The sequence below is a fragment of the Agromyces terreus genome, assembly GCF_009749465.1.
In the GTDB taxonomy this organism is placed as follows: Bacteria; Actinomycetota; Actinomycetes; order Actinomycetales; family Microbacteriaceae; genus Agromyces; species Agromyces terreus.
The window spans coordinates 44,474-61,168 of the sequence record NZ_WBIS01000004.1 but is presented as its reverse complement, the minus strand read 5'-3'; the positions used below and the strand labels follow the sequence as shown (position 1 = coordinate 61,168).

Sequence of the window (16,695 nt, the reverse complement as noted above, 5' to 3'; positions counted from 1 at the left end):
CAACGATCGAACGTGGTCCGGGGTCAGGCGAGCTTCGCGACGATCGCCGTGATGCGGCGCTGCCGGGTCTCGGGCGCCTTGGCCGACTCGACGTTGGTGACGTGCGCCTTGCGGGCGCTCGGCGCCAGCTTGTCGAACGCCGCCCGCGCACCGGCATCCGCCAGCGCCTCGGCGAGATCTGCCGGAACCTCGACGGTGCGCGGCTGCGTGTCGACCTCGAGGTCGACCACGATCGCATCGCCGCCGCGGATCCCGGTCGCCGCCCGCTTGTCCGAGCTGAACGCGATCAGGTAGCGCCCGCCCATCACCGCGACCGTGCTGCGGTACTCGAACCCGTTGACCGTCACGACCACGGGCGGCTTGCGGCCCGCGCCGAGCGCCTCGATCACCTGCTCCGGCACCTCGATGCCGGTGTTGTTGCCCATCTGGGCCATCGTCGACTCGAATCGCATGCCGAGAGTCTGCCACCGCCGCGCCGTCGCCGATGCAGTCTGCAGGAAACGAGGCGCCATCCACCCCTCACAGAGGGGATGCCGCCTCGTTTCCTGCATCTCGGACCGAGCGCGCGCACGCCGGCCCAGGTGGCTGGGAATACCGCACAGCCTCGCAACGTAGGTTATGGATATGACTTCCCCCGCGACTGACCTCAACCCTGCCCGCATCACGATGTACGGCGCCGAGTGGTGCATCGACTGCCGCCGCTCGAAGGCGCTGCTCGACGCCCGCGGCGTCGACTACGACTACGTCGACCTCGAGGTCGTCGTCGACGGCGCCGACCGCGCCAAGGCGATCTCGGGCCGCACGCAGATCCCCGTGGTCGTGTTCCCCGACGGAACCCACTTCACCGAGCCGACCGACGCCGAGCTCGGCGCGAAGCTCGACGAGGAACTCGCCGCGTAAGCGGCGTCCCCACGTAGCCGAAGACACCGAAGCCGGGCCGACCTCGTTCGTCGGCCCGGCTTCGTCGTCCCGTCTTCGTCGTCTCGGGCGTGCGCACGCCGCGCTACGCGAGCGCGGGCATCACCTCTGCCTCGAAGAGCTCGAGCCCGCTGCGGTCGTAGGCGATCTCGGGGAAGTAGTGGATCGCGTACCCGAGGCCGAGCTCGCGCCGCTGCTCGAGCTTGGCGACGACCTCGCTCACGGTGCCGACGAGCGACTCGTCGGAGTGCATGCCCTGCAGGTACCGTTCGGTGCCCGCGGGCCCGAGGTACGGCGCGACGCGCGCCTCGACGGCGGCGAGGCGGCGTTCGACGTCTGCGGCATCCGTTCCGACGACGGTGTTGAAGTTCGACGAGCGCACGATCGAATCGAAGTCGCGGCCGAGCCGTTCGCAGTGGCCGCGCAGCACGTCGCTCTTGTGCGCGAAGGTCTCGGCGCCGCCGTTGAAGTTCGTGTAACTCGCGTACTTCGCCGCGATCTTGAGCGTGACCTTCTCGCCGCCGCCGGCGATCCACATGGGGATGCCGCCGTCCTGGAGCGGCTTGGGCTGCACGATCGCGTCGGAGATCTGCCAGAACTCGCCGTCGAGGGTGGCGCGGCCGGTGGTCCACGCCTGGTGCATGACCTCCACGCCCTCGCGCAGGGCGCGGAGGCGTGCGGGGGCGTCGGGGAACCCGTAGCCGTAGGCGAGCCACTCGTGCTCGTACCATCCGGCGCCGATGCCCATCTCGGTGCGGCCGCCCGAGACGAGGTCGACGGTGGCGGCGATCTTCGCGAGGTAGGCGGGGTTGCGGTAGGCGACGCACGTGCACATCTGGCCGAGGCGCACGCGCGAGGTCGAGGCGGCGAACGCGGCCATGAGGGTCCACGCCTCGTGGGTGGCCTCGGTCTCGCTCGGCACGGGCACCGTGTGGAAGTGGTCGTAGACCCAGATCGACTCCCAGCCGGAGTCGGGCGCATCCGCGTGCGCGGCGAGGTCGTGCATGGTCTGCCAGTGCTCGGCCGGGTCGATGTCGACGAGGTCGTGGCGCCAGCCCTGGGGGATGAACATTCCGAATCGCATGTGGTTCAGCCTAGGACGGTCGGCGCCGCAGGTCGCCGGGTCGAGCGCGGGCGGATGCCGCGATCTCAGCGCTGTCCCTGAGGACGCCGCGCCGCGGCATCCGTATGGTGCTCCGAATGAACACGACTCACTGCGAATTCTCCGCCAGCGACTTCACCGCCACGGCCGTCTCATCGTCGGCCGGCCGCATCGTGCACGTGACGGGCTTCGGCCTGTGCCCGACGAGCGGCTGGGAGCTCTCGCTCGTCGCCGCGAACCCGGGCGTCGTGCCGCATCCCGAGAGCCTGTGGCTCGAACTGCGCGAGCGGGCGCCGCGCGGCCGTCGGCGCCGCGCGCTGGTCGACACCCCGGTCGAGGCGATCATCGAGGGATCGCAGGCGACCGAGGTCGTGATCCGCTTCGCCTGGCGGGAGCCGTTCAGCGTTCCCGTGGTCGAGGTCGTTCCGAACGGCCGATCGGATGCCGCGACCCGGCGCGCTGCGGCATCCGTCGTCTCCTGAGGCAGGCGCAGCGCAGGCGCAGCCTCGCTGCTGCAGGAAACGGGGCGCCATCCCCCGCTCACAGCGAGGATGGCGCCCCGTTTCCTGCATCTCGATCGGGCGTGCTCGACCCGGCCGGCGTCAGGCGAGCAGCCGGCGTCAGGCGAGCGCGAAGCGCAGCTCGGCGACGGCGGGCCCATGCCATGAGCCGCCATCGAGGTCTTCGCCGCGGACGGTGACGACGCGTCCGCCCTTCGCGGCGACGAGCAGTGCGAGCTGCGGAAGCAGGTCACCGGCGGGCGTGCCGTCGTCGAGGGCGTCGCCCGTGCCGTTGCCGGTCGCGAACTCGATCGCGCCGCTCTCGCGGTCGAGCGTGCCGTTGACCGAGGTCGTGAAGTCGAACCAGATCGTCTCGACGGCGCCGTCGGCGGCGAGCCTGGCGATGGCCGCGAGGTCGCGTTCGACCCGGCCGGCGTTCGCTTCGGCGAGGCCTCGGAGCGCGGCATCCGCTTCGGCGATGTTCAGGCGGGCGAGCTGCTCGCGCACGGCCGAGTCGATCTCGGCCGCGCCGAGGCGGTCGGGGGAGCCGGGCACGCCGACGATGCGGCGGCCGTTTCGGGCGCGGTCGAGGAACGCGCTGAGCAGCGGCTCGGCCGCGAACACAAGCAGCGGCACGCGCGCGTCGGGATCGGTGGCCGCGAGCTCGTGCTTGGCGGCGTCGGCGATGCGCTTGGCGTAGATGTCGATCAGCTTCTTGCTGCGCTCGTCGCCGACCTCGCCGCGGTCGCCGTGCTGGCCGCCGCGGGGGCTGTGCTCTCCGGGCTCGCGGTTCGTGGCCGCGTCGAGGTCGGCCGGATGCGACGGGTCGGTCGCGAGCCGCTCGGCGCGGGCCGTGGGCGTGGCGTGCCAGAGCTTCCACTCGTGGGCGGAGAGGGTGAGGGCGAACGCCTCCTGATCCTGGCTCGGCGCCCGGAGCAGCTGGCCGAGCGTGAAGTGCGAGCCGACGTGCCAGGCGTCGTCGAGCCGATTGGGCAGCACGAACACCTCGGAGAAGCCGGGGGCGACGAAGATCGCGAGCGAGCGGGAGAGCGCACCCCACAGGGCGAGGTCGCCGAGCACGCCGTCGCGCTCGCGGCGCAGGGCGTCGAGCTCCGATGCCGGGGCGCCGCCGAGCTTGATCTGGTCGATCGCGTGGTCGAACGCGCTCTTGACGGAGACCTCCGCGCGTTCGCGTTCGTTGACCACGGGCGACGTCGACGCGTAGACGGTGATGGCCGGTCGGTGTTCACCCGCCAGTGTTGCGAAATCGGCGCTGGTCGGCAGCTCGTGATGGAGCGTCATTCGTTCCTCCCCCGTGGATCGTGCGACGGCGATGTCGCGTGACCCCAGCCTATGAAGGCGAGGCCTCGAGCGACACCCCCAGAGCGCGACGCGACGGAACGGGGCGCGCGGGCGCTGGCTCGCGAGTCACCCGACGCGTGCTCACGACGATGAGCGGATGCCGCGACCCGGCGTTCCCCGGCACCGACCGAATGCCGCGACCGGATGCCCCGAGCGGATGCCCCGACCGGCCGTTCAGCCGAGCACGGGGTGGTTCGACCGGATGAGCCCGTTCGGGTCGACCGCGCGCTTGATCGCCCGCAGGCGATGCACGCGCTCGCCGAACAGCCGCTCGGCCGGACGCCGGCTCTCGCTGAAGTTCAGGTACTCCACGGGCGCGCGCCACGGTTCGATCCGCGAGAACAGGCGGCCGAGCGAGGCGACGAGCGCATCGCCGACGCCCGGCATGGGAATGCCGCCGGCGAACACGAGGTAGCGGGCGTCGAAGCCCGCGACGATGCCGGGCGCCGGCACGTCGTGCTCCGCGGCGAGGGCGAGCGCGGCATCCGGATCGAGCGCACCGCCCAGGTGCCGCAGTTCGGCGACGAGGAGCGTGGTGTCGGCTCCGGGCCCGACGGCGTCGAGGAACGCGCGAACGGCCTCGGGCGTCAGGTCGGAGAGCATCATGCCGTCGCCGAAGGCGGGCGAGGGCTCGGGCGGGTCCATGTGCAGCTGGAGCAGTTCGGCCACGGGCTGCGGGTGCACGGTGTCGATCTCGGGCGAGAAGGCACGCAGCGGCGCGAGCAGCTCGGCCGCCCGGTCGGGGCTCTCCTGGCACACGGCCTCGATGAGCAGCAGCTCCCGTCCGGAGAGGAAGGGCGGCAGTTCCGGCAGCGCGGGAAGGCGCATGACGCGGGCCGTGGAGGTGACGCTGTCGGGCAGCTCGGCGGTCCAGGCCGCCCAAGCGGGCAGCACCAGCTCCGCGGCGTCCAGGGGCCAGAGCAGCATGCCCGCCACGACCTCGGCGATCGGGAAGAGACGGAACTCGAGCGCCGTGACCACGCCGAAGTCGCCGCCGCCGCCGCGGACGGCCCAGAACAGGTCGGCGTCGTGCTCGGCGTCGATGCGGCGCAGGCGCCCGTCGGCGGTCACGATCTCGGCCGCGAGCACCTGGTTCGCGGCGAGTCCGTGCGATCGGGCGAGCCAGCTGACGCCGCCGCCGAGCGTGTAGCCCATGACGCCGACGTCGTGCGACGATCCGGCGAGCGCGGCGAGTCCGTGCGGCGCGGCGGCCGCGACGACGTCGCCCCACTGGGCACCCGGCTGGATGCGGGCCACCCGGGCCTCGACGTCGATCTCGACGCCCCGCAGCTCGGACAGCCTGATCAGCAGGACCTCGTCGAAGCCGGGTTGCGCGGCGAGCGGCGCGGCGTTGTGGCCGGTCGCCTGCGCGGCGACGCCGAGCCCGAGGGCCGCGGCGACGCGCACGGTCTCGACGGCGTCGTCGGCGCTGCCGGCGACGACGACCGCGGCGGGGCGCTGGTCGACCGCGAGGTTCCAGGCGGTGCGATCGGCGTTCCAGCCGGCGTCGCCGGGAAGGCTGAGCCGTCCGTCGAGTCGTCGGCCGAGTTCGGCGAGCTCGTGGCTGATGCGAGCCGACGCGAGGTCGACGACGGGGGCGATCTGCTCCGCGGCGATCGACGCGTCGACGGTCGACGCGTCGACGATCACCGAGACGGATTCGGCGGGCTGGGCGGCGCTCGAGGCGGCGCCGGACACAGGGGTGTTCACTGATGGTTCCTTTCGATGGATCGCGCCGCGGGCCCGAGCCTCGCATCGGAGGCGGACGGCCGCGGGGGATCCCGTCGGCACGCACGAACGCGAGACCCATACAACGACCGCCGCGCGCCGCGCGCGCCAGTGGGATCCCTGCTCCTGCCTCAGGGGTATCCCTCGAAGCGCGGCGCCGCGCGCGGGGTCGAGCGGGCCGGCCGAGCGGATGCCTCGGCGCGCGGAATATCCGACCGCGGCGCGCGGTTGTCGCAGGAGATGTCCGATTCACTGCGCCTGTCCGTGCTCGATCTCGTTCCCGTGCGGAGCGGCCAGACCAGTGCGGGGGCCGTCGCGGCATCCGTGCGGCTGGCGAAGCTCGCCGATCGGCTCGGGTTCACCCGCTACTGGTTCGCCGAGCACCACAACATGCGTTCGGTGGCCTCGACGACGCCGCCCGTGCTGATCGCCGCGACGGTCGCCCAGACCGAGCGCATCCGCGTCGGATCGGGCGGGGTCATGCTGCCGAACCACGCGCCCTTCGTCGTCGCGGAGCAGTTCGCCGCGCTCGAGGCCATCGCACCCGGACGCATCGATCTCGGCCTCGGCCGTGCGCCGGGCAGCGACCCCGTCATCACGCAACTGCTGCGCATCTCGGGCCCGACGGCCGACGTCGACCGGTTCCCCGATCACATCGCCGACATCCTCGGCCTCGTCTCCCCCGACGGCGCGACGCTGCGGCTCACGAGCGGGCGCGAGTACGCGATCACGGCGACGCCCGCGGCGGCCGGTGCACCCCGGGTGTGGCTGCTCGGATCCAGCGACTACTCGGCGAAGCTCGCGGCCGAGCTCGGGCTGCCCTACGTGTTCGCGAACCACTTCTCGGGCGAGGGCCTCGAGCGCGCGCTCGAGCTCTACCGCACCGAGTACCGGCCGAGCGAGGCGCATCCGGCGCCCGAGACCTTCCTCACGGCGAACGCGTCGGTCGCCCCCACGTCCGAGGAGGCGCGGGCCCGGGCGCTGCCGCAGATGCGGGCGATGGCGCGCCTGCGCGCCAACCTGCCCATGCGCGAGCTCGAGACCGTCGAGGAGGCGCAGGCGGCCCCGGCCGACAGCACGGTCGAGGGGCTCATCGCCGGCATGGAGCGGCGTTGGATCATCGGCGACCCGTCGGCCGCGGCATCCGAACTGCGCGGGCTCGCGAGCCGTCACGGCATCGACGAGGTCATGATCTCGCCGATCGCGGGCGCCTTCGCCGAGGAGCCGGCGGATGCCTCGCCCGGCCGCGAGCAGACGCTCGAGTTGCTCGCCGCCGAGCTGACGTCCGCCGCGTAGGCCCCGCACGCGGCGAGCGCCGACACTCAGCGAACCGCGCTCGGACGCATAGGAACCTCATCGGCTCGTCATAGTCGACGGCCGGGCCCGGCTGGCTGGATGGGTGCATCGACGAACGTTCGGAGCACCCATGGATCCCCTCATCCTCCTCGCCGTCGACCTGGTCGCCATCAGCGCCCTGGTCTTCGGCCTGTACTTCCCGCGCCATCGGCGCCGCGATCTGCTGATCGCCTTCCTGACCGTGAACGTCGGCGTGCTCGCCGTGTCGCTCGTGCTCGGCTCGACCGCGGTCGGAGCGGGGCTCGGCCTCGGGCTGTTCGGCGTGCTGTCGATCATCCGCCTCCGTTCGAGCGAGGTGCAGCAGCACGAGGTCGCGTACTACTTCGCGTCGCTGGCGCTCGGCCTCATCGGCGGCCTCGGCGCCGGCATGGGCTGGGCCGGCCCGGCGCTCATGGCGCTCGTGGTCGGCGTCCTCGCCGCGGTCGACAACGGCAGGGTCATGCGCCGGTACCGTCGGCAGATCGTCGTCATCGACCGGGCGATCGCCGACGAGGCCGAACTGCGCGAGCACCTCGAGCTCCTCCTCGGGGGGCGCGTCCGCGCGGTCCGCATCGAGCGGCTCGACCTCGTGAACGACACGACGAGCGTCGACGTGCGCTACGAGCTGCACCACGCGGCATCCGCTCGCGAGCTGGTGGCGTCGTGATCGCGACCCTGCACGAGCTCGACCCCGTCGGGCTCGACGAGTTGAACGACGCGGCCGGGCTGCTCACCCGCGTCGACCGCAAGTACATGCTGCCCGCCGCCATCGTGCCCGACCTGCTCGCGCACCTGCCGGCCGCCACGCGCGTGCTCGAGATCGACGGTCAGCGGTCGTCGCGGTACGAGTCGGTCTACTTCGACAGCCCCGGGCTCGCGAGCTACCACCTCGCGGCGCACGGACGACGTCGGCGGTACAAGATCCGCACCCGCTCGTACGTGGACTCCGCGCTGAGCTTCCTCGAGGTCAAGACGCGCGGCGGCCGCTCGGTCACGGTCAAGGAACGCGTCCGCATCGATCCGGATGCCTCGACCCGCCTCACGGGCGAGGCCCTCGCCTATGCGGCGTCGACCCTCGACGAGGCCGGCATCACGCCGCCGGACGCCGACCCGTTCGTGCCCGTGCTCACGACCCGGTACCGGCGGGCGACCCTGCTCGTGCCGGGCGGGACCCGCGCGACCATCGACGTCGACCTCGAATGGGTCGAGCTGGGGCCGCACGGCCGGCGTCTGGCGACTCCGTCGTCCGTGATCGTCGAGACCAAGTCCGGGGGCAGCGCCGGACCGGTCGACCGTGCCCTCTGGGCGCTCGGACATCGGCCCACGAGCGTCTCGAAGTACGCCACGGGACTCGCCGCCCTGCGACCCGACCTCCCCTCCAACCGGTGGACGCCCGTGCTGCGCCGCCACTTCGCCACCGCGACCGCGAGTCGCTGAAAGGACCGAACATGAACACCCTCCGCACGAACCACGACGGGGCCCCCGAGCCCACCCGCCCCGCCCGCGCCCGCCGGCGCCCCTGGCTGATGGCCGCCGCACCACTGGCCCTGGCGGGCACGCTGCTGCTCGCGAGCTGCGCGAGCGAGGGCGCCGCCTCCTCGTCCGCCTCCAGCTCTTCGGCCTCCGAGGACTCGACCGTGACGATCGAGCAGGCCGAGGCCGTCGAGCCCGGCGCGAGCGCGGCCGAGGTCATGGCCGACAACGAGGAGGCGCCGACGGCGATCGCGCAGTACGACCCGGCGACCGCGGTCCCGATCGACCTCGCCGACCCCGAGGCCGCGGACGGCGTGGCCGTCGACGGCGACACCGTCACCGTCTCGGCGGCCGGCACGTACCTCGTGACCGGATCGCTCGACGGGCAGCTGTCGGTCGACGCGGCCGACGCCGACGTCACCATCGTGCTCGACGGGGTCGACATCGCGAACGCCGACGGTGCCGCGATCGACATCGTCGCCGCCGACGAGGTGCAGCTCGTGCTCGCCGAGGGCAGCGAGAACTCGCTGTCGGATGCCTCCGGCTACGCCGACGACGAGTCCGCGAACGCCGCGCTGGCGAGCGCCGCCGACCTCGTCATCTCGGGCTCGGGTTCGCTGGACGTGCACGGCAACGGCAACGACGGCATCGCGAGCCGCGACGCCCTCACGATCGCGGGCGGCGACCTCACCGTCGACGCGGTCGACGACGGCATCCGAGGCAAGGACCTCGTCATGATCGTCGGGGGCGCCGTCGAGGTGACGGCGGGCGGCGACGGCATCAAGTCCGACAACGCCGAGGAGGCCGAGCGCGGCTACGTCGCGATCGCGGGGGGCGACGTCGCGATCGTCTCGGGCGCCGACGGCATCGACGCGGCGACCGACGCGGTCGTCTGGGGCGGCACGCTCGACGTGACCGCGGGCGGGGGCGCCGGCTCCGCGGCATCCGACACCTCGACGAAGGGCGTGAAGGGCGACGTGTACGTCGTCGTCGACGGCGGCACCGTGCAGGTCGACGCGTCCGACGACGCGCTGCACACCGACAACACCGCGCATCTCGCGTCGGGCGAGGTCACCCTCGCCTCGGGCGACGACGGCGTGCACGCGGACGTCGCCCTCACGGTCTCGGGCGGCCGACTGACCGTGACCGAGTCGTACGAGGGCCTCGAGGCCGCGGCGATCACGATCAGCGGCGGCGCCTCCGACATCACCGGAAGCGACGACGGCATCAACGTCGCGGGCGGGACCGACGGCTCGGGCACCGAGGCGGGCGGCGGCGCACCGGGCGACGGGTTCGGGGCATCCGCGTCATCGTCGGGCCGCACCCTCCTCATCTCGGGCGGCACGCTCGTCGTGCATACGAGCGAGAGCGGCGACGGCATCGACGTGAACGGCGACGCGACGGTCACCGGCGGCACGACCGTCGTCGACGGGCCGACCGAGCAGATGAACGGCCCGCTCGACGCCGACGGCGCGTTCGACGTGTCGGGCGGCACGCTCATCGCGGCCGGCAGCGCACGCATGCTCGTCGCGCCCGACGTCGACTCCGCGCAGGCCGCGGTCGCCGTCGTGCTCGACTCCCCCGTCGCCGCGGGCACCGTGCTGCACCTCGTGGCATCCGACGGCACGGTGGTCGCCACGTACACGGCCGCGAAGCAGACCGAATCGGTCGTCTTCACCTCGCCCGACCTCGTGAACGGCGAGGCGTACACGCTCGTCGCGGGCGGCACGGGGAGCGGCGACGCGCTCGGCGGCCTCAGCGCCTCGGGCAGCGCGGACGGCGCGACGAGCGTCGGATCCGGCGTGGCCGGCGAGCAGGATCAGGCCGAGGGCACCATGGTCGCGGGCGGCGGCCAGCCGCCGCGCCCCTGACGGGGGCGGCCGGCGCCCGCCTAGGCCGCGAGGCCGAGGCGGCGCAGGTCGTCGCCCGACGCCCGGTACTCGGCGGCCGACTCCACGACGTACTCGCGGGGGACCCTGGCGCCGTTCTGCACCTTCGCCCCCGAGCCGACGACGGCGAAGGGGCCGACCACGGCGTTGCGGCCGATGACCGCGCGCTGCCCGACCCGGGCGTTCACGCCCACGGTCGCACGCTCGGCGATGATCGCCCCGGCCTCGACCCAGGCGCCGTGCTCGATCTGCGCGCCGCGCTGCACCTCGGCACCGGGGTCGACGTACGCCGTCGGGTCGACGAAGGCGGTCGCATCGACCTTCGCGGTCGTCGAGACGAGACCGCGGCCGTTGACGTGCTTGCGGTAGCGACGCAGGACCCCGGCTTCGTCTTCGAACTCGACGTAACTGATGCCCACGTTCTCCTCCTTCCGGCGCGGATCCTCCGCACCCGGACACATGTACAACACACGCGCTCGCCGGTGCATTCCCGGATGCCGCGGCAACCCGGTGTCGCAGCATCCGCGTTCCAAGGTTAGGCTGTCCTAAGCCGACGTCGGGTCGGCAGCCCCCATCCGGTGCGCCGGCCGATCTGGCGAGACACGTGAACGCTGAACCCCTCATCACCCTCGACGCCGTGAGCATCCGCCACGACGAGGCGAAGCGCGCGACCCCGTCGGCGGTGTCGTTCGAGGTGGTCCCCGGCGAAGTGGTGCTGCTGCTCGGGCCGTCCGGATGCGGCAAGTCGACGCTCGCGCTCGCGCTCGACGGCCTCATCCCGCACGCCGTGCCGGCGACGCTCGCCGGCACCGTGCGCGTCGCCGGGCTCGACACCGCCGAGCACACCGTCGCCGAGCTCAGCGAGCACGTGGCCATGGTCTTCCAGGACCCCGACGCGCAGGTCGTCACCGGCACCCTGCTCGACGAGGTGTGCTTCGGCCCCGAGAACCGGCTCGTGCCCGCCGCCGAGGTGCTCGAGCGCGCCGAGCGGGCGCTCAAGCTCGTCGGGCTCTGGGAGCGCCGGGCCGACAACCCCGACGTGCTGTCCGGGGGCGGTCGCCAGCGCCTTGCCGTCGCCTGCGCCCTCGCCCTCGCGTCACCCGTGCTCGTGCTCGACGAGCCCACGGCGAACCTCGATCCGGCCGGCATCGACGAGGTCTACGCCGTGCTCCGCGAACTCGCCAGCGAGCGCGACCACGCGATCGTGCTCGTCGAGCACAACCTCGACGCGGCCGTCGACATCGTCGACCGCGTCGTCGTCCTCGACGCGGCGGGACGCCTCGTGATCGACGGCCCCGCCCGCGAGGTGCTCCAGGGCCGGGCCGAGGAGCTGCTCGACCTCGGCGTCTGGCTGCCCGTCTCCACACTCGCGGCGCTGCGGCTGCGCGACGCCGGCGTGGCGCTCGACCCGCTGCCGCTCAGCCCCGCCGAGCTCGGCGCCGCGCTCGACGCACAGCCTGCGCTGCCCGCGCCCGCGCGCGAGCCCGCCCCTGCGCACGAGCCCGCGTCCGTCACGGCCGCGCCCGTCTCGGCCGCGGTGCCCGGACATGACGCGGCAGCTGCGACCGCGCCCGCCGCCCCCGCGATCCGGGTGCGCGACTGCTCGGTCCGCCGCGGCGGACGACGCGGGCCGATCGTCGTCGACGGGGTCGACCTCGACGTCGCCGCGGGCGACTTCCTCGCCGTCGTGGGCACCAACGGAGCGGGCAAGACCACATTGCTCCAGGCGATCGCCGGCGTCATCCCGGCGCCGCGCGGCAGCATCGACGTGCTCGGCATGGATCCGTCCCGCGCCGACGCCCGGTCGCGCGCCCGGCAGATCGGATTCGTCTTCCAGAACCCCGAGCACCAGTTCGTCGCACACACCGTCGCCGAGGAGCTCGAGCTCGGACTGCGCCTCCAGGGGGTCGACGAGGCCGCCCGGCGGGCCGAGGTCGAGCGCATGCTCGAGCGCTTCGACCTGACCGAGCACCGCGACCGGCATCCGTTCCTCCTCTCGGGCGGGCAGAAGCGCCGGCTCTCGGTCGGCACCGCGCTCGTCGCGGGCGCTCCCGTGCTCGCGCTCGACGAGCCGACGTTCGGCCAGGACCGCGCCCGCGCGTCCGAACTGCTCGACATCCTCGCCGACCTCAACCGCGAGGGCACGACCGTGCTCGTCGTCACGCACGACCTGCAGCTCGTGGCCGACCACGCCACGCACATCGCGGTCATGCGCGACGGGCGCCTGCTCGGTTCCGGGCCGACGGCCGAGGTGCTCGCGGGCCCGCTCATCGAGGCGGCGGGGCTGCGGCATCCGCCCCTCGCCCGGGCGACCCGAGGGCTCGAGCGACACCCCGAATGGCACGCGGTCACGCGGATGTCGCAGCTTCCCGTCCGCGATCGGGCCGCCGCATGAGCGCCGCCGACACCGCCGCCGCCGCCGGTCGAGGAGCGCAGCGTCTCGAGACCAGCGCCCCACACCCCGCCGGTCGAGCAGCGCAGCGTCTCGAGACCAGCGGAACCCGGCCACCAGACCCCGCCCGCACGCCTCCCCGACCGACGGTCGCCCCGCGCGACCCCTACGCCGAGCAGGCGCCCACGAGCGGCATCCGGTTCCTGCACCGCCTGAACCCGCTCGCGAAGTTCGCCGCGCCCCTGCCGGTGATGCTCGCCCTCATCTTCACGCGCGGCATCGCGATCCCGCTGGCGTTCATCGTGGTCGCGCTCGGCCTGCTCGTCGTCGGCGCGCGGCTCTCGGGCCGTGCCCTCGCCGCGTTGCTCCTGGGGGTTCCCGTCGCGATCCTCGTGCTCGGACTGAGCTTCGGCATCTGGGTCGACCCCGACCGCATCGAGAACGGCAGCGCCGCGGCATCCGTCGTCCTCCTCGAGATCGGCGACTGGCGGTTCACGCTCGCCGCGTACCTCGTGGGCCTCGCGACGGCGCTGCGCATCGCGGCGCTGCTCATGCTCTCGCTCATCGCGGGGCTCACCACGAGCGGCCCCGAGCTGGTGCGCGCGCTCGTGCAGAACCTGCGCGTGCCCTACCGCATCGGATACACGGCGCTCGCGGCGCTCCGCTTCGTGCCGCGGTTCGGACACGAGCTCGAGGTCATCCGCGCCGCGCACCGCGTTCGCGGGACGGATGCCGGCCGCGGACCGTTCGCGGCCGTGCAGCGCACCGTCGGCACCGCGATCCCGCTGCTCGCGAGCGCCATCCGGCACGCCGAGCGCGTCGCCCTCGCCATGGACGCGCGCGCGTTCGGCGCCCACCCGACGCGCACCGAGCGCACGATCAGCCGCTGGCGGGCGCGCGACACGGTCTTCGTCCTGCTGTTCTGGACCGTCTCCTTCGGCATCTACTGGTGGGCGCTGCAGGCCGGGCTCGGCGGCGTCACGCCCGATCGCACCGAGGTGGGCCTGTGAGCGCCGCCCGCCATGCCGCCCGCCCCGCCCGCGCCGCAGCCGCCCAGGCCGCCCAGGCCGCCGCCCGATCCTCCATCCACGCCCACGACCCCGGAAGGTCCCCCGATGCCCAAGACGCATAGCCGCCAGGTGAAGCCCGAGCGCACCGCGCCGATCGAGCTCGAAGTCCTCGCCACCGCCCGTGTCAGCCCGTCGTTCGTGCGGGTCACGTTGGGCGGCGCAGAGATCGACCGCTTCACGCCCCGCGGATACGACCAGTGGTTCCGCCTGTTCCTGCCGCCGGCGGATGCCGCGGAGGTGCGACTGCCCGACCGCGACGGGTACCTCGGCTACGCGCAGCTGCTGCGCACCCCGAAGGCCGTGCGTCCGACGATGCGCAACTACACGGTGCGCGAGTTCCGTGCCGCGACGGCCGACCGGGGCGCCGAGCTCGACATCGACTTCGTGCTGCACGAGAGCCCCGACACGGGCGCGCTCGAGGGCGTCGCCGCAGCCTGGGCCGCCGGATGCCGCGCGGGCGACCGCGTCGGACTGCTCGACGAGGGCTACGGCTTCGACGCGTCCGAGGCGGCGTCGTGGTTCCTGCTCGTCGCCGACGAGACCGGCCTTCCCGCCGTGGCGGGCATCTGCGCCTCGCTCCCGGCCGACGTGACCGGCGCGGCGATCGTCGAGATCCCCGACGCGGCCGACGCCCAGGAGTTCCCGAAGCCCGCGGGCGTGGTGGTGCACTGGGTCGTGCGGCAGCACGGCGATCGCCCGGGCGCGGGCGCGTACGCCGCGGCATCCGCCGTCGAGGTTCCGGGCGCGGTCGCCGCGCACGCCTACGCGGTCGGCGAGTCGGGGCTGGCCACCGGCATCCGTCGCCTGCTCGTGACCGAGCGCGGTTGGGCGAAGGGCGACGTGAGCTTCTGCGGCTACTGGCGCCTGCCGAAGGGCGCCCCCGCCGTCGATGCCGCCCAGCTGATCGGAGCCTGAACCATGCGCCGCATGAACGTCCCCACCCGCCTGTTGCTCACCTGCGCCGCGATCGGCGCCGCCGCGGGCCTGCTGCTCGTGCCGGCCTTCGTGCTGTCGACGGCGGTCGCCCCGGCGATCCCGCTGCTCTACGCGGCCTTCGCGGGCATCTGGAGCGTGCCGTTCGTGGTCGCGCTCGCGCTGCTGCGGCAGCCGGGCGTCGGCCTGCTGACCTCGCTCATCGCGGGGCTCATCAACGCGGTGCTGACGCCGCAGGGCCCGTCGGCGATCCTCACGTGCCTCATGATCGGCGCGATGGTCGAGATCCCGCTCGCGCTCGGCCTCTACCGCTCGTTCCGCCCGTGGATCTTCTACGTCGGCGCCGCCGCCTTCGCGCTCCCGTACGCGCTCTACTCGATGCCGTTCCTCGGCGTCGACCGGTTCCCGTTCTGGGCGCAGGTCGCGTACCCGGTGCTGTCGGTGCTCTCGAACCTCGCGGGCGTGTGGCTCGGACTGCTCATCGCGCGCCGGCTCGACCGCACCGGGGTCGCGCGCGGGTTGCAGCGCCCGGTCCGCCGGGTGAAGGCGACGGATGCCACGAGCCCGGCGGATGCCACAGCACCGACGGATGCCACAGCACCGACGGATGCCGCAGCACCGACGGATGCCACAGCACCGGCCGGGCCCGCAGCCCAAGTCTGAAACCTCCGCCGCCCTCACCCTCCCCTTCAACCCCCGCCCTCGCGGCGACCCCCGGCAAATGCAGGAACAACGGCGCGAAACGCCGTGCCGCGGCATCCGGAGCCCGGCGATTCGCCGGATTCTTCCTGCAACCCAGTGCCCGGGGGCAGTCGTGAGCGCGTGGTCGTGGTCGGCTGCCGGCGCCGGCCGGGCAACCCCTCCGCAGACGACGAACGGGCCGCAGCGATCGCTCGCTGCGGCCCGTTCTCGCGTCGGCGGGCGCCGGATTACGCGGACGGCGCCGTGTCGTGGATCTCGACGAGGAACACGAGCGTCTGCCCGCCGAGCTCGGCGGCGTTCGCGTCGGTGCCGTAGGCGTACTCCGGCGGGATCGTGACGATGAGCTTGGTGCCGACCTTCTGGCCGATCAGCGCGGCGCCGAAGCCCTGGATGACCTGATCGGTCGAGAACTGCGCGGGCTCGCCGCCGTAGCTCTGGTCGAAGACCTCGCCCGTGTCCCAGCTGGTGCCCTGGTAGTCGAGCGTGACGGTGTCGCCGGCCTGCACGACGTCGCCGTCGCCCTCCTCGAGCACCTTGAGCCGGTACTCGGCGGGCGGCGCGGTGTCGGGCAACGTGACCGTGGGGGCCTCGCCCTCGGCGCCGAACTTCACCTCGGGAACGTCCTCGGTCCACTCTTCGGCCGTGAGCGGCTCCTTGACGTCGACCACGATGACGACGCTCTCGCCCGCGGCGAGGCCGATGTTCTCGTTGCCGGCGCCCTCGTAGAGCGTGTCGGCGGGGGCGACGGTGACGCTGCGGGTGCCGGTGGGCACGCAGTCGACGCCCGAGAGGAACGCCTCGAAGACGGTCGGGTCGCCGGCGGTGATGGTCGCCGGCTGCGAGAAGAGCTGGTCGCCCGAGGCGCCCGAGAAGACCGTGACGACCGCGTTCACGCTGTCGCCGGCCGTGGTGGTCTCGCCGTCGCCCTCGGTCACGACGGTGCGCTGCAGTTCGTCGACCTCGAGCGGCGCCTCGAACGTCGCGGTCGGGACGGCGCCGAAGTCGCCCTCGACCGTGACCGCGTCGCTGAGGTCGCCGGACGGGACGTCCATGCAGGCCGCGGCGGTGGGCGTCGGCGTGGCTTCGGGGTCGCCGGCGCCGGCGCACCCGGCGAGGACCAGGGCCGCGGCGGCGGCGGTGAGCGCGGCGGGCGCTGCGCGGCGCAGGACACGATTCATGAGGGGGTCTTCTCGATTCGATCGGAGAGCGGAATGCCTCCAGTCTGCACGCTTCGGCTTTCCGTTGCCTGAATCCCGCGTATCCGTCCCGATCAGCGCCAGAATGGAGCAAT

At 73.3% G+C, this 16,695-nt stretch carries 16 protein-coding genes; 10 read left to right on the top strand and 6 right to left on the bottom strand.

All coding sequences use genetic code 11. From position 1 onward, the window contains the following. Positions 1-23: 23 nt before the first annotated feature. Complete coding sequence (locus tag GQQ92_RS10440) at positions 24-452, bottom strand: YdeI/OmpD-associated family protein (RefSeq protein WP_156999205.1); 429 nt, start codon at positions 450-452, stop codon at positions 24-26. A 172-nt stretch (positions 453-624) separates the two neighbouring features. Between GQQ92_RS10440 and GQQ92_RS10435 the strand changes: the two genes are divergently transcribed. Beyond that, a complete protein-coding gene (locus tag GQQ92_RS10435) occupies positions 625-900 on the top strand; it encodes a glutaredoxin family protein (protein WP_156999204.1) in 276 nt (91 codons plus the stop codon). Positions 901-1,003: 103 nt separating this feature from the next. Here the strand turns inward: GQQ92_RS10435 and GQQ92_RS10430 are convergent, their stop codons facing one another. After that, a complete protein-coding gene (locus GQQ92_RS10430) occupies positions 1,004-2,002 on the bottom strand; it encodes an LLM class F420-dependent oxidoreductase (RefSeq protein WP_156999203.1) in 999 nt (332 codons plus the stop codon). A gap of 116 nt (positions 2,003-2,118) precedes the next feature. Here GQQ92_RS10430 and GQQ92_RS10425 point away from each other — a divergent pair, with 116 nt between their 5' ends. Beyond that, complete coding sequence (locus GQQ92_RS10425; protein ID WP_156999202.1) at positions 2,119-2,502, top strand: hypothetical protein; 384 nt, start codon at positions 2,119-2,121, stop codon at positions 2,500-2,502. 138 nt (positions 2,503-2,640) lie between these two features. On the opposite strand, the gene GQQ92_RS10420 is transcribed toward GQQ92_RS10425, so the two are convergent. Then, a complete protein-coding gene (locus GQQ92_RS10420; RefSeq protein WP_156999201.1) occupies positions 2,641-3,822 on the bottom strand; it encodes a baeRF3 domain-containing protein in 1,182 nt (393 codons plus the stop codon). Positions 3,823-4,056: 234 nt separating this feature from the next. Continuing rightward, a complete protein-coding gene (locus tag GQQ92_RS10415; RefSeq protein ID WP_197738204.1) occupies positions 4,057-5,592 on the bottom strand; it encodes an FAD-dependent oxidoreductase in 1,536 nt (511 codons plus the stop codon). 258 nt (positions 5,593-5,850) lie between these two features. Between GQQ92_RS10415 and GQQ92_RS10410 the strand changes: the two genes are divergently transcribed. The 4 genes from GQQ92_RS10410 to GQQ92_RS10395 all read left to right on the top strand — a co-directional run bounded on the left by GQQ92_RS10410 (position 5,851) and on the right by GQQ92_RS10395 (position 10,289). After that, entirely contained in the window at positions 5,851-6,906 is a 1,056-nt protein-coding gene (locus tag GQQ92_RS10410; RefSeq protein WP_156999200.1) for an LLM class flavin-dependent oxidoreductase, read from the top strand. A gap of 130 nt (positions 6,907-7,036) precedes the next feature. Beyond that, the gene (locus GQQ92_RS10405) at positions 7,037-7,612 is read left to right on the top strand and encodes a DUF4956 domain-containing protein (protein ID WP_156999199.1); all 576 of its coding nucleotides are present in this window, start codon (positions 7,037-7,039) and stop codon (positions 7,610-7,612) included. Continuing rightward, positions 7,609-8,382 (top strand): polyphosphate polymerase domain-containing protein, encoded by a 774-nt coding sequence (locus GQQ92_RS10400; protein ID WP_232057632.1) that lies wholly within the window; start codon positions 7,609-7,611, stop codon positions 8,380-8,382. The genes GQQ92_RS10405 and GQQ92_RS10400 overlap by 4 nt, the downstream gene beginning before the upstream one ends. Positions 8,383-8,393: 11 nt before the next feature. Continuing rightward, positions 8,394-10,289: a carbohydrate-binding domain-containing protein gene (locus GQQ92_RS10395; RefSeq protein WP_156999198.1), complete on the top strand. Its 1,896-nt coding sequence runs from the start codon at positions 8,394-8,396 to the stop codon at positions 10,287-10,289. A gap of 20 nt (positions 10,290-10,309) precedes the next feature. Here the strand turns inward: GQQ92_RS10395 and GQQ92_RS10390 are convergent, their stop codons facing one another. Further along, positions 10,310-10,726, bottom strand: coding sequence for a transferase (locus tag GQQ92_RS10390; RefSeq protein ID WP_197738203.1), 417 nt, complete (start codon positions 10,724-10,726; stop codon positions 10,310-10,312). A gap of 185 nt (positions 10,727-10,911) precedes the next feature. Here GQQ92_RS10390 and GQQ92_RS10385 point away from each other — a divergent pair, with 185 nt between their 5' ends. The 4 genes from GQQ92_RS10385 to GQQ92_RS10370 all read left to right on the top strand — a co-directional run bounded on the left by GQQ92_RS10385 (position 10,912) and on the right by GQQ92_RS10370 (position 15,365). Beyond that, complete coding sequence (locus GQQ92_RS10385; protein ID WP_156999196.1) at positions 10,912-12,702, top strand: ABC transporter ATP-binding protein; 1,791 nt, start codon at positions 10,912-10,914, stop codon at positions 12,700-12,702. Beyond that, positions 12,699-13,709: an energy-coupling factor transporter transmembrane component T family protein gene (locus tag GQQ92_RS10380; protein WP_156999195.1), complete on the top strand. Its 1,011-nt coding sequence runs from the start codon at positions 12,699-12,701 to the stop codon at positions 13,707-13,709. Before GQQ92_RS10385 ends, GQQ92_RS10380 begins: the two co-directional genes overlap by 4 nt. A 105-nt stretch (positions 13,710-13,814) precedes the next feature. Further along, positions 13,815-14,684: a siderophore-interacting protein gene (locus GQQ92_RS10375; protein WP_156999194.1), complete on the top strand. Its 870-nt coding sequence runs from the start codon at positions 13,815-13,817 to the stop codon at positions 14,682-14,684. Between the two features lie 12 nt (positions 14,685-14,696). Next, positions 14,697-15,365 (top strand): ECF transporter S component, encoded by a 669-nt coding sequence (locus GQQ92_RS10370; protein ID WP_197738202.1) that lies wholly within the window; start codon positions 14,697-14,699, stop codon positions 15,363-15,365. Between the two features lie 266 nt (positions 15,366-15,631). Here the strand turns inward: GQQ92_RS10370 and GQQ92_RS10365 are convergent, their stop codons facing one another. Beyond that, positions 15,632-16,582 carry an FKBP-type peptidyl-prolyl cis-trans isomerase gene (locus tag GQQ92_RS10365; protein WP_156999192.1) on the bottom strand — a complete coding sequence of 317 codons (951 nt, stop codon included), beginning with the start codon at positions 16,580-16,582 and terminating at the stop codon, positions 15,632-15,634. Positions 16,583-16,695 lie beyond the last annotated feature (113 nt).

Bases quoted from the DNA above. Each gene is read 5' to 3' on its own strand.
- GQQ92_RS10380 (WP_156999195.1), top strand. From the start codon at position 12,699: ATGAGCGCCGCCGACACCGCCGCCGCCGCCGGTCGAGGAGCGCAGCGT.
- GQQ92_RS10405 (WP_156999199.1), top strand. From the start codon at position 7,037: ATGGATCCCCTCATCCTCCTCGCCGTCGACCTGGTCGCCATCAGCGCC.
- GQQ92_RS10435 (WP_156999204.1), top strand. From the start codon at position 625: ATGACTTCCCCCGCGACTGACCTCAACCCTGCCCGCATCACGATGTAC.
- GQQ92_RS10430 (WP_156999203.1), bottom strand. From the start codon at position 2,002: ATGCGATTCGGAATGTTCATCCCCCAGGGCTGGCGCCACGACCTCGTC.
- GQQ92_RS10425 (WP_156999202.1), top strand. From the start codon at position 2,119: ATGAACACGACTCACTGCGAATTCTCCGCCAGCGACTTCACCGCCACG.
- GQQ92_RS10440 (WP_156999205.1), bottom strand. From the start codon at position 452: ATGCGATTCGAGTCGACGATGGCCCAGATGGGCAACAACACCGGCATC.
- GQQ92_RS10410 (WP_156999200.1), top strand. From the start codon at position 5,851: ATGTCCGATTCACTGCGCCTGTCCGTGCTCGATCTCGTTCCCGTGCGG.
- GQQ92_RS10420 (WP_156999201.1), bottom strand. From the start codon at position 3,822: ATGACGCTCCATCACGAGCTGCCGACCAGCGCCGATTTCGCAACACTG.
- GQQ92_RS10395 (WP_156999198.1), top strand. From the start codon at position 8,394: ATGAACACCCTCCGCACGAACCACGACGGGGCCCCCGAGCCCACCCGC.
- GQQ92_RS10375 (WP_156999194.1), top strand. From the start codon at position 13,815: ATGCCCAAGACGCATAGCCGCCAGGTGAAGCCCGAGCGCACCGCGCCG.
- GQQ92_RS10370 (WP_197738202.1), top strand. From the start codon at position 14,697: ATGAACGTCCCCACCCGCCTGTTGCTCACCTGCGCCGCGATCGGCGCC.
- GQQ92_RS10365 (WP_156999192.1), bottom strand. From the start codon at position 16,582: ATGAATCGTGTCCTGCGCCGCGCAGCGCCCGCCGCGCTCACCGCCGCC.